This window comes from Cupriavidus consociatus, from assembly GCF_017814975.1.
In the GTDB taxonomy this organism is placed as follows: Bacteria; Pseudomonadota; Gammaproteobacteria; order Burkholderiales; family Burkholderiaceae; genus Cupriavidus; species Cupriavidus consociatus.
Genome location: NZ_JAGIQA010000012.1, coordinates 211,155 through 232,768, shown reverse-complemented (window position 1 = coordinate 232,768; position 21,614 = coordinate 211,155). Strand labels below are relative to the sequence as shown.

Sequence of the window (21,614 nt, the reverse complement as noted above, 5' to 3'; positions counted from 1 at the left end):
GTCTGAATCCAGTTTCAGAGGTCCGAGCCAAATGCCATCGCATCATTCTTCGATCGGAGTACGGCAATGCCCCATAACCTCAAGAACACGCTAAAAGAATTCAAGATCGGCGCTTCCGGCAAAGGCCAGTTCTATTCCCTGCCGCAACTGGCGCAAGAACTGGACCTGGACCTCGGGCGCCTGCCGGTATCGATCCGCGTCGTGCTGGAAGCCGTGCTGCGCAACTGCGACGGCAAGAAGGTTACCGAAGAACACGTCAGGCAGCTCGCCGGCTGGAAGCCGAATGCCGAGCGTGTCGATGAAATCCCGTTCGTCGTGGCCCGTGTGGTGCTGCAGGACTTCACCGGCGTGCCGCTGCTGGCCGACCTGGCCGCGATGCGCAATGTGGCCGAGAAAATGGGCCAGGATCCCAAGAAGATCGAGCCACTCGTGCCGGTCGACCTGGTGGTCGACCACTCGGTGCAAGTTGACCATTTCCGCGAAAAGAAGGCGCTCGACCTGAACATGCAGCTGGAATTCCAGCGCAACAACGAGCGCTACCAGTTCATGAAGTGGGGCATGCAGGCGTTCGACACCTTTGGCGTGGTGCAGCCGGGATTCGGCATCGTGCACCAGGTCAACCTGGAATACCTGGCGCGCGGCGTGCACAGGAAGGATAGGGTCTACTATCCTGACACGCTGGTCGGCACCGATTCGCACACCACCATGATCAACGGCATCGGCGTGGTCGGCTGGGGCGTGGGCGGCATCGAGGCCGAGGCCGGCATGCTGGGCCAGCCGGTGTACTTCCTGACGCCGGACGTGGTCGGCGTGGAGCTGACCGGCCGCCTGCGCGAAGGCGTCACCGCCACCGACCTGGTGCTGACCATCACCGAGATGCTGCGCAAGGAGAAGGTGGTCGGCAAGTTCGTCGAATTCTTCGGCGAAGGCACGGCCAGCCTGTCGGTGCCGGATCGCGCCACCATCGGCAATATGGCGCCGGAGTATGGCGCCACCATGGGCTTCTTCCCCGTCGACGAAAAGACCATCGATTACTTCCGCGGCACCGGCCGCACCGACGAGGAAATCGACGCATTTGAAGGCTACTTCCGCGCCCAGGAGATGTTTGGCATTCCCCGGGCCGGCGACATCGACTTCAGCAAGACGCTAAAGCTGGACCTGTCCACGGTAGCGCCGTCGCTGGCCGGGCCGAAGCGCCCGCAGGACCGCATCGAGATCGGCAACGTCAAGAGCACCTTCGCGTCGCTGTTCAGCAAGCCGGTGGCCGAGAACGGCTTCAACAAGGATCCCTCCGAGCTGGATCAGCCCTACAGTACCAGCAACGGCATCGAAGTGAAGAACGGCGACGTGCTGATCGCCGCGATCACCTCGTGCACCAACACCTCCAATCCGAGCGTGCTGCTGGCGGCTGGCCTGCTGGCCAGGAAGGCGGTCGAAGCCGGGCTGGAAGTGGCGCCGCATATCAAGACCTCGCTGGCGCCGGGCAGCCGCGTGGTCACCGAATACCTGCAGGCCGCCGGCCTGCTGCCGTATCTGGAGAAGCTGGGCTTCGGCGTGACCGCCTACGGCTGCACCACCTGCATCGGCAATGCCGGCGACCTGACGCCGGAGCTGAACGAAGCCATCATCAAGAACGACCTGGTCGCGGCCGCTGTGCTGTCGGGCAACCGCAATTTCGAGGCCCGCATCCACCCCAATATCCGCGCCAATTTCCTGGCTTCGCCGCCGCTGGTGGTGGCCTATGCCATCGCCGGCAATGTCACGCGCGACCTGATGACCGAGCCTGTCGGCAAGGGCAAGGACGGCCGCGACGTCTGGCTGGGCGATATCTGGCCGACCTCGGAGGAAATCCACGCACTGATGAAGTTCGCGATGGACGCCAAGACCTTCAAGGGCAACTACGAGCAGGTCAAGAAGCCGAGCAAGCTGTGGGGCGCGATCCAGGGCACCAAGGGCCAGGTCTACGACTGGCCCAAGTCGACCTACATCGCCGAGCCGCCCTTCTTCCAGGATTTCAGCCTGGAGCCGTCGGGCGCCTCGGCCAGCGTGCGCGGCGCGCGCGCGCTGGGCATCTTCGGCGATTCGGTGACCACCGACCATATCTCGCCAGCCGGCTCGATCAAGGACACCTCGCCCGCGGGCAAGTACCTGCAGGAGCATGGCGTGCTCAAGGCCGACTTCAACAGCTACGGCTCGCGCCGCGGCAACCATGAGGTGATGATGCGCGGCACCTTCGCCAACGTGCGCATCAAGAACCTGATGATCCCGCCCAAGTCGGACGGCGCGCGCGTGGAAGGCGGCATCACCATCCACCAGCCCACCGGCGAGCAGATGTCGATCTACGACGCAGCCATGAAGTACATCGCCGAGGGCACGCCTACGGTGGTGTTCGGCGGCGAGGAATACGGCACCGGCTCGTCGCGCGACTGGGCGGCCAAGGGCACCCAACTGCTGGGCGTGAAGGCCGTGGTGGCGCGCAGCTTCGAGCGCATCCACCGCTCCAACCTGGTCGGCATGGGCGTGCTGCCGCTGCAGTTCAAGGGCAGCGACAGCCCGCAGACGCTGGGCATCACCGGCAACGAGACCTTCGACATCGAAGGCACGGGCTTGGACAACCCGGGCGACCTCAAGCCGCAGCAGGACCTGGTGCTGGTGATCAAGCGCGCCAACGGCGACGTGCAGCGCGTGCCGGTGCTGCTGCGCATCGACACGCCGATCGAGGTTGACTACTACAATCACGGCGGCATCCTGCCGTTCGTGCTGCGCCAGCTGCTGGCCGCCTGACGCTCGCGCCTGGCCCATGCAAACGCCGCCTGACCGGGCGGCGTTTGTCATGGCGCGCATGATGCGGCGCAGGGATCACTCGTATCGTCCCGCGCGCGTGTAAGTTCCACGCAAGGCAGTGCTGCCACACTGTTCGCAAAGAACATTGGTCGCAATGACCCGGAGCGGGGCCACCCCGCTTCAGACAGACACTGGAGACAACATGGCAAAGATCATCATCGCATTCGTCGTCGTTGCCGGCGCGGCCCTCTACCTGCTGACCAAGGGCGGCAGCGACGTGTCGATTTCTGGCGAACAGCACGGTGTCGAGACCCACGCACCGGCGGCGCCGGCAGCCAGCGAACAGAAATAAGCAGAAATCTTCGGCCTCGGCAGGGACAGTCGCGCCGCATTGCGCGGCCGCCCTGTCAACGCAACGAGTAGAATACCGTTTTACGCATAAACGGACGGTTTCTTTCTATGGCAGGTTTTCGCCCCAAGGCTTCCCCACGTCTTTCGCCCGACGCCGAGCGGTTGGTGGCCGATGCGCTCGCCCTCGACGCATCGGGCAGCCGCATGGAGGATGGCTACTGGGAACGGCGGCTCTCGCAGCGCCTGGGCCGCCTGCTGAAGAACGGGAGCCAGACCGCGCTGGACGCGGCGCTGGAACACCTGTTCAAGCACAACGCCGACGCCTCCGACGTGCTGGCCGAGCAGGCCGAGACGCTGGCCGAATCGGCCACCATCGAGGTCGACGGCCAGCGCTACGACGCGCTGCTGATCGCCGCGCCAATCCTGGCGCACACGCGCTACGCCATCCCTTCGGGCGCGCTCAAGCCGGAGCTGGCCCAGACGCTCGCAGTGCATTTGCAGGCACATGTACTGGCTGCCGACACCAAGGTGGCGCTGTCGCCGTACCTGTACAGCATCGACCAGTTGCCGCGCACCCACAGCGACACGTTTGCGCTGACGCACAAGCTGGCCGCGGCCGCGCTGGCCGGCTCGGTGCCCAAGGTTGACCTGCGCGACCTGCCCGAGACCGCGCCGATCCTGGCCGACCCGCGCTACCTGCTCGCCGTAGTGGTGGCTCCGCACGAGCAGGCGCTATTCCGCTGGCAGGAAGACGCCAAGGAACACCATGCCGAGCGTTCGGTTTGCCTGGAGCAATGGCGCAGCCAGGTCCAGCCGTCGGTGGCGCTGCTGCTGCCGGGCTGCGAGTTCGAACTGCTCTTGCCCGACGCCTTCTTCCTGTCGTGCCGCGAATCCGACAAGAGCATCCGTCCGCTGACCGTGCGCGCCGCCGTCAACTACCTGGCCGGCACGCTCGATATCTCCGCCGGCCAGCTGGCCGCGGTGGTGGCCGCGTTCGGCGAGGACCTGGTCGAGGAATACCGCGTCGGCTTCACCATGCGCGGCGAAAAGGATGTGATCTACGGCATCGTCTGGCCGGTGTACGGCCGCGAAGCCGGCGAAGTCGATGCCGACGAGAAGGGCAATCCGCTCGAGCAGATCTGCGAAGAATTGCGCAATGCCGGCGTGGAAGATATCTTCCGCCACGCGGCGCTGTTCGATCCGGAATACTGCGAGGACTGCGGCACACCGCTGTATGCCGACCGCAATGGCGAGATCGTGCATGCGGAGCTGCCAGAAGACGCGCCGACGCAGCAGCCGCTGTTCCACTGAAATCCTGAATCCGCGCAAGCAAAAACACGGCCCGCATCGCGGGCCGTTTGCTTTTGTCTTGCCGGGTGCCGTCAAGCACCCCGCTGGCTGACGCAGCGCCAGAGCCCATGCCCCGATGCCGCGTACTTGCGCTCGAACGGCGTCATTGCCTGCGCCGGCTGCCATGGCTCGACCACCTGCGCCGGACGCCCCACCAGCGCCAGCGCCTGTGCGAACTCGTCGATATAGACGCGCCAGTTGCTGCGGCACTCCAGGTAATCGCCGCACGCCGCCAGCGCCGGGAACACCGCATGGCCCTGCCAGCGCCGGCCCAGGTGGCCGATCTTTGGCCACGGGTTCGGATACAGCACGTAGTGGCGCGCCACCGGCACCGCGTCGGCCTGCAGCATGCGCCAGACATCGACCAGGTCGGCCCGCGCCCAGCAGAAATTGGCCGGCATCGCTGCCTCGCCCCACCAGTCCTTGCCCGCAGCCAGGCGCTTTTCGGACTGGTCGACGCCAATCACGTAATGGTCCGGGAACGACGTCGCCAGGCGCAGCGTGCTTTCGCCCACGCCGCAGCCGGCATCCAGGATCAGCGGCGCGCCGCCGGCCTGCTGCCAGCTGTCGAGCGCTACGCCAAGCGCGCGGCGGCTGGCTTCGCCGATGGGCTTGCGGAACGGTTCGGCCAGGTGGCGCGCGACACGCGCGGCCAGGTGTTCGTGGACATCGGACTGCGCCGAGACAATGGTGCGGGAATTGGCAAACATGGCCCCATTTTACCGGTGCCGAACCCGGCAGCCTTGCATCGGAGGCTGCAACCATGCCACTTTAGCGGCACAATGCGGGACAAACCGCCTGAGAACCCGTCCGCAAGCGCCGGACCGTACGAGGAGCCAGTCCCATGCCATCGACAGCCACGCCCCGCCAGCCCGCCCGCCAGGCCGCTTCCCACCGACTGCTCCACGCCACCGCCGTGCTGGTGCTGGGCAGCGCCGCCTGTGCTGCCCTGGCGCTGGTGCCGTCCGGCGCCGCCCATGCCGAGGACCTGCGCATCGGGCTGGCCGCCGACGTGACCTCGATGGACCCGCACTGGAACAATTCCGGCCCCAATAACGCGATCGCGCTGCACGTCTTCGAGTCGCTGGTGTTCATGGACAAGAACGCCCGCTATATGCCGGGCCTGGCGCTGTCGTGGAAACCGGTCAATGCCATCACGTGGGAAATCAAGCTGCGTCCCAACGTGAAGTGGCACGACGGCTCGCCCTTCACCAGCGAAGACGTGAAGGCGTCGCTGGAGCGCCCCGACAAGCTGACCAACAGCCCCGGCTCATTCACCAGCTACACCAAGCCGATCGCCCGCATCGACACGCCCGATCCGCTGACGGTGCGCCTGACCATGAGCGTGCCCAATTACGCCAACCTGGCCAACGACCTGAACAGCGTGCCGATCATGCCGAAGAAGGTCGCCGCCACGCTGACGCAGGCCGATTTCGACTCGGGCAAGGCCATGATCGGCACCGGGCCGTTCAAGTTCGTGCGCTTCGCGCGCGGCCAGGAAATCGTGATGGAGCGCAATCCCAACTACTGGGGGCCCAAGCCGGAGTGGGACCGCGCCGTGTTCCGCATCATCACCGACAATGGCGCGCGCAGCGCCGCGCTGCTGGCCGGCGATGTCGACGTGATCGAAAGCGTGCCCTCGGCCGACGTGGCCAAGCTCAGGCAGAACCCGAAGTTCAAGATCGAGCAGCAGGTGTCGTGGCGCACCATCTTCTGGCAAATGGACCAGTCGCGCGACACCCCGCCCTTCGTCACCGATAAGGCCGGCAAGCCGCTCGGCAAGAATCCGTTCAAGGACGCGCGCGTGCGTGCCGCGATCAGCAAGTCGCTGAACCGCGACGCGATCGTCAACCGCATCATGGAGGGCCTGGCGGTGCCGGCGTCGTCGATCGTGTCGCCGCAGATCTTCGGGCACCCGGGCACCAGGCCCGAAGCCTATGACCCGGAAGGCGCCAAAAAGCTGCTGGCCGCCGCGGGCTACCCGGACGGCTTCGGGCTGACGCTGCACGCCACCAACAACCGCTACCTGAACGACGCCGCGGTGGCTCAGGCCACCGCCAGCATGCTGACTCGCATCGGCATCCAGACCAAGGTCGAGACCATGCCGGTGGCGGCCTACTTCACGCGCGCGCGGCAAGGCGAGTTTGCCTTCCAGATGCTGGGGTGGGGTTCGGCGGCGGCGGATGTGGCGCTGCGCTCGATCACGGGCACGCCCAATCCCAAGACGGGGTATGGCACATGGAACTGGGGCAAGTACAGCAACCCGCAGCTGGACCAGCTGATCGAAAAATCGCTGACCACCGTTTCCAGCGAGAAAGCGCGCGAAGAGAACGCGCGCACGGCGGCGAAGTTCGCGCTGGCCGACCACGCGATCATTCCGTCGCACAGCCAGCTTGCGATGTGGGCGATGAAGAAGGGACTGAAGTATGAGGCGCGGACGGACGAGTGGTCGCTGGCGCAGTTTTTTCACAAGGAGTGAGCGCGGCGCAATCATTCGGCTAGCGCCTGCAGAAGGCTCCCCTCTCCCGCAAGCGGGAGAAGGGAGCTAACAACCTAGATCCTCAACCGCTCTTCCTGCCGCGCATTCGCCGCGCGCAGCTTCTGCACCCAGTCCCGCGCCGGCAGCCCCGTGGTGTTCTCGACCACGTCGGCGCGCGCTTCCAGCACTTCCCACGCCACATCGATCTCCGGGCCATTGAACGCCATCGCGATGATGTTGCCGTCATGCACCTCCGGGAACACCAGCACGCGGTTATCGAAGGCTTCGCAGATGCGCTCGATATTCTTCGGGAAGCTGTCGTGGTCGCCGAACAGGTTGATGGTCATCACGCCCGGCGCCTTCAGCGTGCGGCGGCAGGCGCGGTAGAACGCGGTGGTGTCGAGCACCGGGCCGCGCGCGGTGGCGTCGTACAGGTCCACCTGCAACACGTCGATGGCGCCGGCGTGGGAGCCGTCCATCACGTAGTCCCACGCGTCCTGCTCGCGCACGGTCAGGCGCGCGTCGTCCTGGCGCAGGCCGAACATGCTGCGCCCGGCAATGATTACCGCCGGGTTCAGCTCGACCGCGGTCACACGCGCGCGGCTGAACTGCCGGTGACAGAACTTGGTCAGCGCCGCCGCCCCGAGGCCGAGCTGCACCACGTGGAATTCATCCACCGAGGGCGACAGGAACAGCAGCCACGCCATCATCTGCTGCGCGTATTCCAGCTCGATGGCATCCGGCTTGCGCAGGCGCATCGCGCCCTGCACCCACTCCGTGCCGAAATGCAGGTAGCGCACGCCATCCAGCTCCGAGAAAGTCACCGGCGCAAAGCGCGGTGTCATGCGTTTTTCTTCGCGCGCGGATTCCTGGCCACGGCTGCGCGTGCCACGTGCCGGACGGCGCGAGGCCACGGCTTCAATCGATTTTCGTTTCAGTAGGGTCATAGTGTCGAGAAATACACGGCTGCCATGCTCGGCTACCGGCAAGCACCTTACTTGCCCAGCGCCGCCTGCGCGCGCTGCAGCCACTCGCGGTTGTGTTCGCGGGCATGGCGCGGCCAGTGGCGGGCGTCGTGGACGATTTCGGCATAGAGTTCGCGCGCGCGCTCGCGGTCGGCGGCATCGGGCTGCGCTGCCAGCCAGTCAGCGAACAGGCAGCGCGGCGCGACGTCGCTGGCGCTGGTCAGTGCCTGCTCGAAGGCGGCGCGCGTGCCTGGCGCGCCGGTGGCAGCCAGCGCGCGAGCATACAGCAAGGCCGGATCGGGCTGCTGGCGCGCATGCGGGCTGGCGGCGAACAGTTTTTCCAGCGTCAGCAGCGCGGCGGCCGCGTCGCCGGTGGCGAACTGCGCCTGGGCCAGCCCCTGCAGCAGCGCCGGATCGGACGCGAACGGGCCGTTGGCGGCGGCCTGATAGTGCTGCAGCGCCTCGGCCGGCTCGCCGGCTTCGAGCAGCGCGGCGCCCAGGCGCATGCGGTGCGCCACGGTCGGTGCACGATCAAAATCGGTACGGGCCTCGCGCACCGCGCGGTTGGGATCGACCAGTTGCGAGATCGCGCGCGTGGCCACGCGCGCGCCGCGCGACTGGCGCAGCTCGGGCAGGAAGATGGCAAAGAAGTAGACCAGGCTGCCAAGCCCCGGGAACAGGAACAGGATCAGCAGCCAGTACATGTTCTGGTGCGTGCGCACCGCATGCACGGCGAAGAACAACGCAACGATGATATGGATGCTGATACCGAAGATACGCATGGATAAGTCACCCTATGGGTCGTATGGGGGGCGTATGGGGCCGTCTGGGGCCGTCTGGGGCCGTCTGGGGCCGTCTGGGGTCATCCGTCGGGCAAAGGGCCGGCGCCGAAGCGCTGGCCGCCAGCATTTTGACAGAAGGGCCGCGGCGCGATTCCCCTGCATTCAGCCAGGAATGCCGGCGCCGGCCGGCTGCAGCCCCGCCACCGCTTGCGGCGTAAGCACTGCCTCGCCCTTCACCGCGCGCGCCACCAGCGCATCCGCGGCGTCGATGGCGATCCGCTGCTCGGCATACCAGTCTTCGTCGTAATAAGTATTGCCATAGCGATCGCCGCTGTCGCACAGCAGCGCGACGATGGCACCGGCCTGCCCTGCCGCCCGCATCTGCTGCGCCAGGTACAGCACGCCGACGAAGTTGGTGCCGGTCGAGCCGCCGACGCGGCGGCCGAAGCGCCTGGCCAGGTAGCGCATCGCGGCGAACGACAGCGCATCGGGCACCTTCAGCATGGCGTCGATGCAACTGGGGATAAACGAGCGCTCCACGCGCGGCCGGCCGATGCCCTCGATGCGCGATCCGGTTGGCAGCGACAGGTCCGGTTCCGGCTTGCCCGCCAGGCAGCTGCGGAAATAATCGAAAAACACCGAATTCTCCGGATCGGCGCACAGCACGCGCGTCTTGTGGCGGCGATAGGCGACATAGCGGCCGAGCGTGGCGATGGTGCCGCCGGTGCCGCCGCTCGACACCAGCCAGGCCGGTACCGGGTACTCCTCCTCCGCCATCTGCTTGAAGATGGACTCGGCGATGTTGTTGTTGGCGCGCCAGTCGGTAGCGCGTTCGGCGTAGGTGAACTGGTCCATGAAATGGCCGCCGGTTTCCTGCGCGATGCGGTGCGACGCGGCATAGATCTCCGACGGGCTGTCGACAAGGTGGCAGCGCCCGCCATAGAACTCGATCGCCTCGACCTTGGCGCGCGACGTGCCGGCCGGGATCACCGCCACGAACGGCAGCCCCAGCAGCCTGGCGAAGTACGCCTCGGAAATCGCGGTCGAGCCGCTGGACGCTTCCACCACCGTGCTGCCCTCATGCAGCCAGCCATTGCACAGCGCATACAGGAACAGCGAGCGCGCCAGCCGGTGCTTCAGGCTGCCGGTCGGGTGGCTGGATTCATCCTTGAAATAGACACGAATGTCCGGATAGCCCGGCAAATCCAGCGGGATCAGGTGGGTGTCCGCGGAGCGGTTGAAATCCGCCTCGATCTTGCGGATGGCTTCATGGGTCCAGTCGGAAAGTGGCATGGCGGCATGCGGGCACGGTGGCCGGGCATTGGAACAGGTCGTCAGCATGCCAGAAGCGTCCACTACCGGCAAAAATATGGCCCCGCGCCAGCCCGCAAGCCGGCGGCTGACGGCAAGGCCGCAAGCTTACCGGTACACCAGCACCGGGATCTTGCTGTGCGTCAGCACCTTCAGGGTCTCGCTGCCGATCAGCAGCCCCTGGACCCCGCGTCGCCCGTGCGAGGCCATCACGATCAGGTCGCAGCCCTTCTCTTCGGCGGCCTTGATGATGGCGTCGTAGGGATGGTCATTGACGGCGTACGTGGTATCGCACTTCACGCCTGCGGCGCCGGCCTCGTCGGCCAGGCCGCGCAGGTAGCGGGTGGCATCGTCCCACGCCTGCTTCACGTAGGTTTCGCGGGTGTCCTCCAGCATTTCGACGTGGTAGGTCAGCACATGGTAGTTCGGACAGACGCGCACCGCGGTGATCTGCGCCCCTGTTTCCCGCGCCAGCGCGATCGCCTTGCGGAATGCGGATTCAGACAGGTCGGAGCCATCGACCGCCAGCAGGAGATGCTTGAACATGATTGCCTCCTTGCTCGCCAATTACGCTCACTTTCGATGCATCATCGCCTCGCGGCCGAAAGTGTGAGCCGCTAGGCGCACCACAAGGAGCGACCGATACCCCCGGTTTCGAATGATTCGTCACTCGATTGCAGTATAGGGTCGCCACGGCCCACGGCAATATGGGATGCATCACACCTGCGATGTGCCAGAAGCCGAGGTCGGCGCACGAGCCGGACTACGCTACCAGGGCGCGCCACAGGGCCAGCTTCTGCTCGAAATTGCGCGCGGCGTGCGCGGGACTGGATGAAGGCAGCACCACCGTCTGATAGCCCTGCGCGGCAAACTGCGGCGCGAAACGGCCGGATGTGCCACCGTTGAAGCCGACGCGCTCGAGCGTGGGTGCCAGCTGGCGCAGCCGCGTGAAATCATTGGCCTGCGGATAGCGGATATTGCTGTCCAGGCTGCCTTCGCGCATGCACGCGCCAAGCACGTCCCAGACGCCGATGCGATGCGCCAGCAGCCGCACCAGCCGTTCGGCATACGGCAGCGCAGGCATCGGTTCGCCGGTGAGCGCGGCCATCAGCGGCCAGAACTGGTTGCGGGGATGGGCGTAGTACTGGCGCGCGGCCAGCGACGCCGCGCCGGGGAAGCTGCCCAGCACCAGCACGCGGGTGTGGGTGTCGATGACGGGCGGCAGGCCCTGGTGAAGGTCGGTTTGAGGGGGGGCGGTGTCGGGCATGGCAAAGGGCTCGGGCTGCTGGTCGGCCACGACAGGCAATGCGAACAGCCGCGCGTGTTGTCTCCCCTCTCCCATTTATGGGAGAGGGGAGACAACCGATCGCGTACCGTCAGGCCAGCAGCTTGTTCACGCGCTGCACGTAGGCCGCCGGATCTTCCAGCATGCCGCCTTCGGCCAGCAGCGCCTGGTCGAACAGCACCTGCAGGCGATCGCTGAATGCATCCCCTTCCGGCAGGTCACGCAGCTTCTTCACCAGCGCGTGCTCGGGGTTCAGTTCCAGGATCGGCTGCGCGTCCGGCGCCTTCTGGCCGGCCTGCTTCAGCAGGCGCTGCAAGTAGCCGCTCATGTCGCCCTCGTCCGACACCAGGCACGATGCCGACTCGGTCAGGCGCAGCGTCACGCGCACGTCCTTGGCCTTGCCGGCCAGCACGGTCTTGGCGCGCTCGACCACGTCCTTCCAGTCAGCCTCGGCCTTTTCCTGCTCGGCTTTCTCGGCTTCATCCGCCAGCTTCCCCAGGTCAAGGTCGCCACGCGCCACCGACACCAGTTCCTTGCCGTCGAACTCGCGCAGGAACGACAGCATCCACTCGTCGACGCGGTCGGTCAGCAGCAGCACTTCGATGCCCTTCTTGCGGAACACTTCCAGGTGCGGGCTGTTCTTGCCTGCGGACCAGGTATCGGCCGTGACGTAGTAGATCTTGTCCTGGCCTTCCTTCATGCGGCCGACATAGGCGGCCAGCGACACGTTCTGCTCGGCGGTGTCGTTGTGCGTCGAGGCAAAGCGCAGCAGCTTGGCCACGCGCTCCTGGTTGGCCTGGTCCTCGCCGGCGCCTTCCTTCAGCGCCTGGCCGAACTGCTGCCAGAAGGTGTCGTACTTGGTGCGTTCGGCTTCGTCTTCATTGTCCGCCAGCGATTCGAGCATCGACAGCACGCGCTTGGTGCAACCTTCGCGGATCGCCTTGACGTCGCGGCTTTCCTGGAGCAGTTCGCGCGACACGTTCAGCGGCAGGTCGGAGGAATCGACCACGCCCTTGACCCAGCGCAGGTAGCCCGGCAGCAGCTGCTCGGCATCGTCCATGATGAAAACGCGCTTGACGTACAGCTTCAGGCCGGCCTTGTGGTTGCGGTCCCACAGGTCGAACGGCGCGCGTGCCGGGATGTACAGCAGCTGGGTGTATTCGCTGCGGCCTTCCACGCGGTTGTGAGTCCAGGCCAGCGGCGTCTCGCTGTCGTGGTGGGCAATGTGCTGGTAGAACGCGGCGTACTGCTCGTCGGTGATGTCGGACTTGTTGCGGGTCCACAGCGCGCTGGCCTGGTTGACGCTTTCCCACTCGTCGGTGCGCTTGTAGCTGCCGGCCTCGGCGTCCCACACTTCCTTGGGCATGCGGATCGGCAGCGAGATATGGTCCGAATACTTCTGGATGATGCTCTTCAGGCGCCAGGCCGACAGGAAATCGTCCTCGCCCTCGCGCAGGTGCAGCGTGATGGTGGTGCCGCGTTCGGCGCGCGAGATCGCGTCGACGGTGAACTCGCCATCGCCGGTGCTTTCCCAGCGCACGGCTTCCTCGGCGCCCACGCCCGCGCGGCGGGTTTCCACCGTGACCTTGTCGGCGACGATAAAGGCCGAGTAGAAGCCCACGCCGAACTGGCCGATCAGCGCGGCGTCCTTCTGCTGGTCGCCGGACAGCTGCTGGAAGAATTCCTTCGTGCCCGAGCGCGCGATGGTGCCGAGGTTGCGGATCGCCTCGTCGCGGCTCATGCCGATGCCGTTGTCGGTGATCGTCAGCGTGCGCGCCTGCGCATCGGCCTCGATGCGGATGGCCAGGTCAGCGTCGTTTTCCAGCAGGGAGGGATTCGCGATCGCCTCGAAGCGCAGCTTGTCAGTGGCGTCCGAAGCATTCGAAACCAGCTCGCGCAGGAAGATTTCCTTGTTGCTGTAGAGCGAGTGGATCATCAGGTGCAGCAGTTGCTTCACTTCCGCCTGGAAGCTCATCGTCTCGTGCGGTGCGGTCATGGTTCTCCTTTTGAATCTCGAAAACAGGGGAATCTGGGATGGTCGGTGGCCGTCGGGGGCCGGTGCCGCCAGAAATAGGGCCGCCCGGGCCATTTTTCAAGGCCCGGGGAATGTAACGGGTACAGCGAAAAGTGGGCTCAGAGCCGTTCCAGCTGGCGCGCCAGGAAGCGCAGCATGTCCGGATCGCCGCTGCTGGCGACGTTGAAGCGCATCCACCCCGACGGCATCTGCGACGGCGAGAACAGGCTGCCCGGGGCGAACAGGTAGCCCTCTTCATGCCCGGCGGTGGCAATGGCATTGGTATCGCGGCCGGTATCGGCCCACAGGTACATGCCGGCGTGCTGGCCCGGGAACAGGCGCAGGCCCAGCCGCTCCAGCTCGCGCCGGGTCTCGTCGCGGGCGCGGTCCAGCCGGGTCCGCACGCGTTCGACGTGCTTGCGGTAATGCCCCTCGGTCAGCACCTTGTACAGCACCCGCTCGTTGATCTCGGGCGAGGCCAGGCCCGCCAGCAGCTTGCTGTCGGTCAGCGCCGATGCCATCTCCGGGTGCGCGGCGATAAAGCCCACGCGCAGGTTGGCCGCCAGCGTCTTGGAAAAGCTGCCCAGGTAGATCACCCGGCGCAACTGGTCCAGGCTGGCCAGCCGGGTGGCGGCGTGGCCGGGCGGGCACAAGTCGCAGTAGATATCGTCCTCGACGATCAGGAAGTCGTACTGCTCGGCCATCTTCAGCAACTGGAACGCCTTGGCGGCGGACAGCGAGGTCCCGGTCGGGTTGTGCAGCACCGAGTTGATCACGAACAGCTTCGGCCGCCGCGCCTGCACGATGCGCTCCAGCGCCTCAAGGTCCGGCCCCTCGGCGGTGTACGGCACGCCGATCACCTGCGCGCCCTGCGCGGCAAAGCGGGCGAACATCACGAACCATGCCGGGTCGCCGACGAGCACGGCGTCGCCAGGCTGAAGGTAGAGACGGGCGATCAGGTCGAGCGCCTGGGTGATGCCGGAGGTCAGCACGATCTGCTCGGCCCCCGCGCGGATCTCCAGCTCCTCCAGCCGGGTGCGCAATTGCTGGCGCAGCGGCAGGAAGCCCTGCGGCGTGCCGCTGGCCAGGAAATGGTTGCCCGGCTGGCGTCCCAGCCCGCGCAGCGCGCTGGCGATCAGCTCGCCATCGAGCCATTCGTTGGGCAGGAAGCCCAGCCCCGGCGCCTTGTGCGCCTCGGCGGTATGGAACATGCTGCGCAGCAGCCAGGTGACATCAATATTGCGCGCCTCGGCCGCGTTGGACGACACCGGCGCGGCCGGCGCGGCCGGCGCGCGCTCGCGCACGTAGAAGCCCGAGCCGCGCCGCGATTCGAGGTAGCCGAGCGCCACCAGCCGCTCATAGGCTTCGACCACGGTAAAACGCGAGATGCCTTTTTCCTGCGCCAGCTGGCGGATCGAGGGCATGCGCATGCCGGCGCGGAACACGCGTTCGTCGATGCGCATGCGGGCCCATTCCGTCAGTTGCTCGACCAGCGTCATCTGCGCCGACGGGATCGGATCCGGCAGGCGCTCGGTGGGCGGCAGCACCAGGCGCAGCGGGCGTCCGCCGTCCTGGGCCGAGGTGCCGCGCGCGCCGCTTCCGCTATGCTGCTGGGGGGCCGCGCCGCTGGCGTCCGCGTCCCGGGTGTTCGCATCCATGTGCTGCTCCTGCAACTGTACTGAAGACGATCCGCAGAACTGTACCGGTACTGTACCGACTACCTTGTCTACCATCAAGCCAAGATGAAGCTCGCCCTGGACCACCTCGTTATCGCCGCGCCCGACCTGGACGCCGGCACCGCCCATGTCGCCGACGTGCTGGGGATTGCGCCCCATGGCGGCGGTGCGCATGCCGCCATGGGCACGCACAACCGCGTGCTCGGCATGTTCGGCGGCATCTACCTGGAAGTGATTGCGATCGACCCCGCGGCCCCCGCGCCCCAACGGCCGCGCTGGTTCGGCCTGGACAGCGAAGCGGTGCGGCAACGGCTCGCGAAAGGTCCGTTCCTGCTGCACTGGGCCGCCCGCGTCGAGCGCCCCGCCGACCTGACACTGTGGCAGTCGCAATACCCGGCCCGGATCGCGCCGGTGATCCCGATGACGCGCGGCGACCTGCGCTGGCGCATCACGGTGCCCGAGGACGGCGCCCTGCCCGGCTGGCAAGGCGAAGCCGATGCGGCCGGTGACGGCTTGTTCCCCAGCCTGATCCAGTGGGACGTGGCCGCCTATCCTGGCACCAGCCTGCCTCGGCAGGACCTGGCACTGCGCAAGCTGTGCGGCCGCCATCCGCGCGCCGAACTGCTGCGGCAAGGGCTCGCCTGGCTGGGCGCCGACCACCTGATCGCGATCGGGCAGGATGACGGCCAGCCGGAGTTGTGGGCCGAGATCGAGACCCCGCAGGGCATCCGCACCCTGCGCTAGCCATACCAGCAAGCAACAAGAATCCCCAAGGAGACACCGTGTCCGCGACCCGCAAGCGTTTCGACGACGATCCCTATCTCGATCACTGCATCGCCACCGTGCTCGCGGCCAGCGCCGAAGGCATCGAACTGGACGAGACGGTCTGCTACGCGCGCAGCGGCGGCCAGGCCGGCGACACCGCCACGCTGGCGCTGCCAGACGGGCGCACCGTGGCCATCGTCGACACGGTCTATGCCGACGACCGCAGCCGCATCCTGCATTTGCCCGCACCCGACGCCGCGCTGCCGCGCGTGGGCGAGCGCGTCACCGTCACCATCGACTGGGCGCGCCGCCACCGGCTGATGCGCCTGCATACCTGCCTGCACCTGCTGGGCTCGCTGATCCCGGTGCCGGTGACCGGCTGCGGCATCTCGCCGGACTCGGCGCGGATCGACTTCGACCTGCCGGAAGCGACGCTGGACAAGGCCGACCTGACCGAGCGCCTGAATGCGCTGATCCGCGCGGAAACGCCGGTGCGGATCACGCTGATCACGCCGCAGGAGCTGGCCGCGCAGCCGGAACTGGTGCGCACCATCGGCGCGGCGCCGCCGGCAGGGACATCGAGCATCCGCATCGTCGAGATCCCCGGCGTCGACCGCCAGCCCTGCGGCGGCACGCACGTGGGCAATACCAGCGAGATCGGCACCGTGGCGGTCACCAAGATCGAGAAGAAGAGCCGCGCCAACCGCCGCGTGGTGGTGGCGTTCGCATGAGCGCCGTGACCTCCGGCCTGCTCACCGGCCTGACGGCGGCGCAGTTCCTGGCCCTGCTGACGCTGCTGACGGTCGGCCTGTTCACGCCCGGGCCCAACACCACCATTGCCGCGGTGACCGGCGCCAACTTCGGCCTGCGCGCGACGCTGCCGCATTGCGTCGGCGTGGCGTTCGGCTTTGCCAGCATCCTGGCGCTGTGCGCGGTCGGCGTGGGCGCGCTGATCCTCGGCGAGCCGGCGCTGGCGTCGGTGGTGCACCTGGCCGGCGTGGCCTACCTGCTGTGGCTGGCGTGGAAGATCGCGCGCAGCGCGGCACTGGCCGAAAAGCAGGTGCTGCGCCCGCTCAACGTGTGGCAGTCGGCGGCGCTGCAGTACGCCAACATCAAGGCCTGGATGCTGGCGCTGGCCGTGGCGGCGTCCTACATGGCAGGCGCCCCCGCGCCGCTTCAGCGCATGCTGCTGGTATGCGGCGTATTCGCGCTGCTGGGCTTCGTCAGCAACGGCGTGTACGGCCTGCTGGGCGCGGCGCTGCGGCAATGGCTGCGCGAGGGCGGGCGCGTGCGCTGGTTCAACCGCGCCATGGGCGCGGCACTGGCGCTGACCGCGCTGTGGATCGCCGTCGGCGCCCGGCCCGGCGGGCATTGAACTGAACGACAAGAACACAAGAGGCCAACCATGCCCGCTTCCTCTCCCGCATCCTCGCCCGCCTCCATACCCGCCGCGCCGCCTTCCGGCGGCATGCTGCTCGGCTTCCTCGGCGTGGCCATCTTCAGCCAGACGCTGCCGTTCACGCGCATGGCGGTGGCCGAACTGGACCCGATCTTCGTCGCGCTGGCGCGCGCCATCCTGGCCGCGCTGCTGGCGCTGGCGGTGCTGGCCATGCGCGGTGCGCTGGCCGCGGCACGCCGCCCCCGCGGCGGCCAGTGGCCGCGGCTGGCGCTCACTGCGCTGGGCGTGGTGGTCGGCTTCCCGGTGTTCTCGTCGCTGGCGATGCGCGAGGTGCCGGCCGGCCACGGCGCCATCGTGGTCGGCCTGCTGCCGCTGGTCACGGCCGTGTTCGCGGCCTGGTTCGGGCGCGAGCGGCCGTCGGCGGGGTTCTGGCTGTCGGCCGTTGCCGGCAGCGCGCTGGTGGTCGGCTTCGCCGTCTGGCAAGGCGCCGGCGGCCTGCAGCACGCCGACTGGTACCTGTTTGCCGCGGTGGTGCTCGGGGCTCTGGGCTATGCCGAGGGCGGCAAGCTGTCGCGCGAGCTGGGCGGGTTGGAAACCATCAGCTGGGCGCTGGTGGCATCGCTGCCGGTGCTGGTGCCGGTGGTGGCCTGGCTGGCGCTGCGCGACCTGCCCGCTATCGCCGCGGCGTCGCCGCGTGCCTGGGCCGGCATGGCCTATGTTTCGGTGTTCTCGATGTTTGTCGGCTTCCTTTTCTGGTACGCCGGCCTCGCAAAAGGCGGCGTGGCCCGCGTCGGGCAGATACAATTGCTGCAGCCGTTCCTGACGCTGGCGGGCGGTGCGCTGATCCTGTCCGAGCCGCTTGACGCCCCCACCATCGCCTTCGCGGTAGCGGTGATCGGCGTCGTGGCCCTTGGCCGCCGCGCCGCCGTGCGCCAGGGCGCACCCGCCCCGGAAACGTTCCCAGTCCGTCCAGGACGCATTCACTGACCAGGAGTCCCACACATGTCCGTCTACGACACCCTTGCCCGCCTCGGCGTCGAACTGCCGACCGCCAACGCCCCTGCCGCAGCCTACGTGATGGCCGCTCAGACCGGCAACACCGTATTCCTGTCGGGCCATATCGCCCGCAAGGACGGCAAGGTATGGGCCGGCAAGCTGGGCAAGGACATCGACACCGAATCCGGCAAGGCCGCCGCGCGCGCCATCGCCATCGACCTGCTGGCCACGCTGCATGCGCATGTTGGCGACCTGAACCGCGTCACCCGCATCGTCAAGGTGATGAGCCTGGTCAACTCCACCCCCGAGTTCACCGAGCAGCACCTGGTCACCAACGGCGCTTCCGAGTTCCTGGCCGAGGTCTTCGGCGAAAAGGGCAAGCACGCGCGCAGCGCCTTCGGCGTGGCGCAGGTGCCGCTGGGCGCCTGTGTCGAGATCGAAATGATCGTCGAAGTGCAGTAATTTCCGCCGGCCGGCGCGGGCGACCGCGACTGGCCGGCCTTGCCACACAGAAACACCCTCCCCAGACCAGAAGAGACACATCATGAAATGGGCCATCTCCCGCCGGGCGCAGCAACTGACCAGCTCGGCCATCCGCGAAATCCTCAAGGTCACCGAGCGTCCGGAAGTCATTTCGTTCGCCGGCGGCCTGCCGTCGCCGGCCTCGTTCCCGGTAGCGGCCATGGAGGCAGCGACGGCCCGCGTATTCGCCGACAACCCGCAGGCGGCGCTGCAATACGCCGCGACCGAAGGCTACCTGCCGCTGCGTGAATTCGTCGCCAGGCGCCACGGCGTGGGCGTCGAGCGCGTGCTGATCGTCACCGGTTCGCAGCAGGCGCTGGACCTGATCGCCAAGGTGATGATCGACCCGGGCAGCAAGGTGATGGTAGAAACCCCCAGCTACCTCGGCGCGCTGCAGGCGTTCTCGCTGTTCGAGCCGGAATTCGTCTCGATCCCGACCGACGACAAGGGCCTGGTGCCCGAGGCGCTGACGCCCGAGCTGACCGCCGGCGCGCGCTTCCTGTACGCCCTGCCCAACTTCCAGAACCCGACCGGGCGCCGCCTGCCGCTGGAGCGCCGCCAGGCGCTGGTGGCACGCGCTCAGGAACTGGGCGTGCTGGTGGTGGAAGACGATCCGTACGGCGCGCTCAGCTACACCGGCGACCAGCTGCCGACGCTGCTGTCGATGAACCCGGATGGCGTGATCTACATGGGCTCGTTCTCCAAGATCCTGGCTCCCGGCATGCGCCTGGGCTACGTGATCGCCCCGCCCGAGCTGCACTTCAAGCTGTGCCAGGCCAAGCAGGCATCGGACCTGCACACGCCGACGTTCACGCAGCGCGTGGCCTACGAGACCGTGCGCGACGGCCTGCTCGACCGCCATATCCCGACCATCCGCGAGCTTTACAGCAAGCAGTGCCAGACCATGCTGGATGCGCTCAAGCGCCACATGCCGGAAGGCGTGACCTGGAACACGCCCGAAGGCGGCATGTTCATCTGGATGGAGCTGCCCGAGGGGCTGGACAGCATGGCTATCCTGGAAGAGGCGGTGAAGCGCAATGTGGCGTATGTGCCGGGCGCGCCGTTCTACGCCAGCAACCCGAAGCGCAATGCGCTGCGCCTGGCCTTCGTCACGGTGCCGCCCGAGCGCATCGAGCAGGGCGTGGCGATCCTGGGCGAACTGTTCCGCGAGTCCATCGCCGCCGCTGCCGCCAAGCAACCGCGCGCGGCCTGACGCCGCACGGGCGCGCGCATTCCAGGAGCCGACATGCTGCGTATCTGGGGCCGACTCTCCTCCATCAACGTGCAGAAGGTGGTCTGGTGCGCGCGCGAGCTGCACCTGGACCATGAGCGCGTCGATATCGGCGTGAACAAGGGCGACCTCGACACCGAGGCCTACGTCCGCCTGAACCCGAACCGCCAGATCCCGGTGATCGAGGATTTCCGCGGCACGGACGTGGGCGGCGAGCCCTTCGTGCTGTGGGAATCGAACGCGATCGTGCGCTACCTGTGCGCGCGCTACGGCGAGGGCACGCTGTGGCCCGAAGACGTCAAGGCGCGCGCCTCGGCCGACCGCTGGATGGACTGGCAGACTACGGCCTTCAGCCCGGCGATGGTGACGGCGTTCCTGAACCTGGTGCGCAAGCCCGCCGCAGAGCGCGACGACGCCGACATCCGGGCCTCGTGCGCGCGCACCGAGCCGCTGGCCGACCTGCTCGACAAGGCGCTGGCGGGCCGCGAGTTCATCGGCGGCGACCGCTTCACCATGGCCGACATCTCGCTGGCCTGCGCCGCGCACCGCTGGATGGGCTTGCCGGTCCCGCACCAGCCGCGGCCGGACCTGGAGCGGTGGCTGGCGGCAATGCGCGCCCGCCCTGCCGCCGGCGGCATCCTGGAACTGCCGCTGCGCTGAGCGGCGGCAGTTTTTTCCTTGCGCTGCTTCTGCCTGCCTACTTCGCGGCGCGCGAGCCCGAAGTCGCCGTAAAGATCCCCAGCCCGATAAACGCCGCACCCGTCAGGTAGCGGCCGAATGCGCGCGCCCGCCCGGCGCGGCGCAGCGCCGGCATTACCGCGGCCGCGGCCATGACGTAGCAGGCGTCAGTGGTGGCGGCGATCAGCACAAAGGCCACGCCCAGCGCCAGGCTCTGCGCCAGCGCCGAACCGGCCGGGTTCATGAACTGCGGCAGGAAGGCGGCGAAGAAGATCGCGGTCTTGGGGTTGAGCAGCGCCACCACGAAGCCGTCGCGCATCACCTGGCGCAGGCTGCGCTGCGCCACCTCCGGCGTGCCACCGTCTGCCGCGGTGCCGCCGCCCCGCAGCGCACGGATGCCCAGCCAGATCAGGTAGGCCGCCCCCGCATACTTGACCACCGAGAACGCCAGCGCGGAGACCGAGAACAGCACCGCCAGCCCCAGCGATGCGCCGATGGCGTTGCCCAGGTTGCCCAGCGCCACCGCGCCGATCGACGCCAGCCCGGCCTGCCGGCCTTGCGCCAGCGTGCGCGTCACGATGTAGACCACGGCCGGGCCGGGAGTGATGGCCAGCGCCAGGCTGGCCAGCACGAAGGCGGTCAGCAGCGGCCACGCGGGCAGGAATTCAGTCATTGGGCAGCCTCGTTCGGTATGGGGGTGCGGGCGGCGCCCGCTTGATGGCGAACGACAGTATGCGCCGCCCGGCCGCACTCGCGCCAGTCCTCGCCATGGCTGCCGGGCCAGTCATCCGGGCCGCGCGCAGGCGGGCATACTTTTGCAACAGGCGCCGTTTAGAGTACTCTCACCGGTGTGCCGGGTACGCCCCGCGTGCGCTGTAATTCCCTCAGGGAAACCCTGACCCCTGAATGTGGCTCATGCCATGCATGACGCAATGTACGTCGGCGAACACGGAACCCGTTCCTACAATCGCTGGTTCTTTCCCGGCCGCGGCGGATGCCGCACGCCGGTGCAAAGCGCAAGCGGGT

Annotated in this window: 20 protein-coding genes; 11 read left to right on the top strand and 9 right to left on the bottom strand. The window is 67.5% G+C overall.

Going from position 1 to position 21,614, the window contains the following annotated elements; genetic code table 11:
• The first annotated feature begins 66 nt into the window (after nucleotides 1-66).
• From acnA to J8I82_RS18405, 3 genes are all read left to right on the top strand, one after another.
• A complete protein-coding gene (gene acnA, locus J8I82_RS18415) occupies nucleotides 67-2,784 on the top strand; it encodes an aconitate hydratase AcnA (protein ID WP_209760012.1) in 2,718 nt (905 codons plus the stop codon).
• 202 nt (nucleotides 2,785-2,986) lie between these two features.
• Nucleotides 2,987-3,136, top strand: a complete 150-nt coding sequence (locus tag J8I82_RS18410) for a hypothetical protein (protein WP_209760010.1) — start codon at nucleotides 2,987-2,989, stop codon at nucleotides 3,134-3,136.
• A gap of 107 nt (nucleotides 3,137-3,243) precedes the next feature.
• The gene (locus J8I82_RS18405) at nucleotides 3,244-4,446 is read left to right on the top strand and encodes a DUF2863 family protein (RefSeq protein WP_209760008.1); all 1,203 of its coding nucleotides are present in this window, start codon (nucleotides 3,244-3,246) and stop codon (nucleotides 4,444-4,446) included.
• 71 nt (nucleotides 4,447-4,517) lie between these two features.
• On the opposite strand, the gene trmB is transcribed toward J8I82_RS18405, so the two are convergent.
• Entirely contained in the window at nucleotides 4,518-5,195 is a 678-nt protein-coding gene (gene trmB / locus J8I82_RS18400) for a tRNA (guanine(46)-N(7))-methyltransferase TrmB (protein WP_209760006.1), read from the bottom strand.
• Between the two features lie 134 nt (nucleotides 5,196-5,329).
• On the opposite strand from trmB, the gene J8I82_RS18395 reads away from it, so the two are divergent.
• Complete coding sequence (locus tag J8I82_RS18395; protein ID WP_209760004.1) at nucleotides 5,330-6,964, top strand: ABC transporter substrate-binding protein; 1,635 nt, start codon at nucleotides 5,330-5,332, stop codon at nucleotides 6,962-6,964.
• A gap of 74 nt (nucleotides 6,965-7,038) precedes the next feature.
• On the opposite strand, the gene J8I82_RS18390 is transcribed toward J8I82_RS18395, so the two are convergent.
• The 7 genes from J8I82_RS18390 to J8I82_RS18360 form a co-directional block, all read right to left on the bottom strand.
• Nucleotides 7,039-7,911 carry a class I SAM-dependent methyltransferase gene (locus J8I82_RS18390; RefSeq protein ID WP_209760002.1) on the bottom strand — a complete coding sequence of 291 codons (873 nt, stop codon included), beginning with the start codon at nucleotides 7,909-7,911 and terminating at the stop codon, nucleotides 7,039-7,041.
• A gap of 47 nt (nucleotides 7,912-7,958) precedes the next feature.
• A complete protein-coding gene (locus J8I82_RS18385) occupies nucleotides 7,959-8,711 on the bottom strand; it encodes a hypothetical protein (protein ID WP_209760000.1) in 753 nt (250 codons plus the stop codon).
• Nucleotides 8,712-8,873: 162 nt separating this feature from the next.
• The gene (locus tag J8I82_RS18380) at nucleotides 8,874-10,004 is read right to left on the bottom strand and encodes a PLP-dependent cysteine synthase family protein (protein WP_209759998.1); all 1,131 of its coding nucleotides are present in this window, start codon (nucleotides 10,002-10,004) and stop codon (nucleotides 8,874-8,876) included.
• Between the two features lie 126 nt (nucleotides 10,005-10,130).
• Nucleotides 10,131-10,568 carry a universal stress protein gene (locus tag J8I82_RS18375; RefSeq protein ID WP_209759996.1) on the bottom strand — a complete coding sequence of 146 codons (438 nt, stop codon included), beginning with the start codon at nucleotides 10,566-10,568 and terminating at the stop codon, nucleotides 10,131-10,133.
• Nucleotides 10,569-10,785: 217 nt separating this feature from the next.
• Nucleotides 10,786-11,289, bottom strand: a complete 504-nt coding sequence (locus J8I82_RS18370; protein WP_209759994.1) for a DNA-deoxyinosine glycosylase — start codon at nucleotides 11,287-11,289, stop codon at nucleotides 10,786-10,788.
• Nucleotides 11,290-11,398: 109 nt separating this feature from the next.
• Nucleotides 11,399-13,303, bottom strand: coding sequence for a molecular chaperone HtpG (gene htpG / locus J8I82_RS18365; RefSeq protein ID WP_209759993.1), 1,905 nt, complete (start codon nucleotides 13,301-13,303; stop codon nucleotides 11,399-11,401).
• A 137-nt stretch (nucleotides 13,304-13,440) separates the two neighbouring features.
• Complete coding sequence (locus tag J8I82_RS18360; RefSeq protein ID WP_209759991.1) at nucleotides 13,441-14,979, bottom strand: aminotransferase-like domain-containing protein; 1,539 nt, start codon at nucleotides 14,977-14,979, stop codon at nucleotides 13,441-13,443.
• An 84-nt stretch (nucleotides 14,980-15,063) separates the two neighbouring features.
• On the opposite strand from J8I82_RS18360, the gene J8I82_RS18355 reads away from it, so the two are divergent.
• The 7 genes from J8I82_RS18355 to J8I82_RS18325 all read left to right on the top strand — a co-directional run bounded on the left by J8I82_RS18355 (nucleotide 15,064) and on the right by J8I82_RS18325 (nucleotide 20,570).
• Complete coding sequence (locus J8I82_RS18355) at nucleotides 15,064-15,741, top strand: VOC family protein (protein WP_209759989.1); 678 nt, start codon at nucleotides 15,064-15,066, stop codon at nucleotides 15,739-15,741.
• A gap of 38 nt (nucleotides 15,742-15,779) precedes the next feature.
• The gene (locus J8I82_RS18350) at nucleotides 15,780-16,493 is read left to right on the top strand and encodes an alanyl-tRNA editing protein (RefSeq protein ID WP_209759987.1); all 714 of its coding nucleotides are present in this window, start codon (nucleotides 15,780-15,782) and stop codon (nucleotides 16,491-16,493) included.
• A complete protein-coding gene (locus J8I82_RS18345) occupies nucleotides 16,490-17,137 on the top strand; it encodes a LysE family translocator (protein ID WP_209759985.1) in 648 nt (215 codons plus the stop codon). Before J8I82_RS18350 ends, J8I82_RS18345 begins: the two co-directional genes overlap by 4 nt.
• A gap of 30 nt (nucleotides 17,138-17,167) precedes the next feature.
• A complete protein-coding gene (locus tag J8I82_RS18340; RefSeq protein WP_209759982.1) occupies nucleotides 17,168-18,148 on the top strand; it encodes a DMT family transporter in 981 nt (326 codons plus the stop codon).
• Nucleotides 18,149-18,163: 15 nt separating this feature from the next.
• On the top strand, nucleotides 18,164-18,619 hold the full coding sequence (locus J8I82_RS18335) for a RidA family protein (protein WP_209759980.1): 456 nt from the start codon (nucleotides 18,164-18,166) through the stop codon (nucleotides 18,617-18,619).
• 82 nt (nucleotides 18,620-18,701) lie between these two features.
• On the top strand, nucleotides 18,702-19,892 hold the full coding sequence (locus J8I82_RS18330; RefSeq protein ID WP_029049182.1) for an aminotransferase-like domain-containing protein: 1,191 nt from the start codon (nucleotides 18,702-18,704) through the stop codon (nucleotides 19,890-19,892).
• A gap of 33 nt (nucleotides 19,893-19,925) precedes the next feature.
• Nucleotides 19,926-20,570 (top strand): glutathione S-transferase family protein, encoded by a 645-nt coding sequence (locus J8I82_RS18325; RefSeq protein WP_209759978.1) that lies wholly within the window; start codon nucleotides 19,926-19,928, stop codon nucleotides 20,568-20,570.
• A gap of 37 nt (nucleotides 20,571-20,607) precedes the next feature.
• On the opposite strand, the gene J8I82_RS18320 is transcribed toward J8I82_RS18325, so the two are convergent.
• Nucleotides 20,608-21,261, bottom strand: a complete 654-nt coding sequence (locus tag J8I82_RS18320; protein ID WP_209759976.1) for a LysE family translocator — start codon at nucleotides 21,259-21,261, stop codon at nucleotides 20,608-20,610.
• Nucleotides 21,262-21,614: the final 353 nt, after the last annotated feature.

What these genes read in the sequence shown, in the direction of transcription:
- acnA (WP_209760012.1), top strand. Translation starts at nt 67, where the DNA reads ATGCCCCATAACCTCAAGAACACGCTAAAAGAATTCAAGATCGGCGCT.
- J8I82_RS18410 (WP_209760010.1), top strand. Translation starts at nt 2,987, where the DNA reads ATGGCAAAGATCATCATCGCATTCGTCGTCGTTGCCGGCGCGGCCCTC.
- J8I82_RS18405 (WP_209760008.1), top strand. Translation starts at nt 3,244, where the DNA reads ATGGCAGGTTTTCGCCCCAAGGCTTCCCCACGTCTTTCGCCCGACGCC.
- trmB (WP_209760006.1), bottom strand. Translation starts at nt 5,195, where the DNA reads ATGTTTGCCAATTCCCGCACCATTGTCTCGGCGCAGTCCGATGTCCAC.
- J8I82_RS18395 (WP_209760004.1), top strand. Translation starts at nt 5,330, where the DNA reads ATGCCATCGACAGCCACGCCCCGCCAGCCCGCCCGCCAGGCCGCTTCC.
- J8I82_RS18390 (WP_209760002.1), bottom strand. Translation starts at nt 7,911, where the DNA reads ATGACCCTACTGAAACGAAAATCGATTGAAGCCGTGGCCTCGCGCCGT.
- J8I82_RS18385 (WP_209760000.1), bottom strand. Translation starts at nt 8,711, where the DNA reads ATGCGTATCTTCGGTATCAGCATCCATATCATCGTTGCGTTGTTCTTC.
- J8I82_RS18380 (WP_209759998.1), bottom strand. Translation starts at nt 10,004, where the DNA reads ATGCCACTTTCCGACTGGACCCATGAAGCCATCCGCAAGATCGAGGCG.
- J8I82_RS18375 (WP_209759996.1), bottom strand. Translation starts at nt 10,568, where the DNA reads ATGTTCAAGCATCTCCTGCTGGCGGTCGATGGCTCCGACCTGTCTGAA.
- J8I82_RS18370 (WP_209759994.1), bottom strand. Translation starts at nt 11,289, where the DNA reads ATGCCCGACACCGCCCCCCCTCAAACCGACCTTCACCAGGGCCTGCCG.
- htpG (WP_209759993.1), bottom strand. Translation starts at nt 13,303, where the DNA reads ATGACCGCACCGCACGAGACGATGAGCTTCCAGGCGGAAGTGAAGCAA.
- J8I82_RS18360 (WP_209759991.1), bottom strand. Translation starts at nt 14,979, where the DNA reads ATGGATGCGAACACCCGGGACGCGGACGCCAGCGGCGCGGCCCCCCAG.
- J8I82_RS18355 (WP_209759989.1), top strand. Translation starts at nt 15,064, where the DNA reads ATGAAGCTCGCCCTGGACCACCTCGTTATCGCCGCGCCCGACCTGGAC.
- J8I82_RS18345 (WP_209759985.1), top strand. Translation starts at nt 16,490, where the DNA reads ATGAGCGCCGTGACCTCCGGCCTGCTCACCGGCCTGACGGCGGCGCAG.
- J8I82_RS18340 (WP_209759982.1), top strand. Translation starts at nt 17,168, where the DNA reads ATGCCCGCTTCCTCTCCCGCATCCTCGCCCGCCTCCATACCCGCCGCG.
- J8I82_RS18335 (WP_209759980.1), top strand. Translation starts at nt 18,164, where the DNA reads ATGTCCGTCTACGACACCCTTGCCCGCCTCGGCGTCGAACTGCCGACC.
- J8I82_RS18330 (WP_029049182.1), top strand. Translation starts at nt 18,702, where the DNA reads ATGAAATGGGCCATCTCCCGCCGGGCGCAGCAACTGACCAGCTCGGCC.
- J8I82_RS18325 (WP_209759978.1), top strand. Translation starts at nt 19,926, where the DNA reads ATGCTGCGTATCTGGGGCCGACTCTCCTCCATCAACGTGCAGAAGGTG.
- J8I82_RS18320 (WP_209759976.1), bottom strand. Translation starts at nt 21,261, where the DNA reads ATGACTGAATTCCTGCCCGCGTGGCCGCTGCTGACCGCCTTCGTGCTG.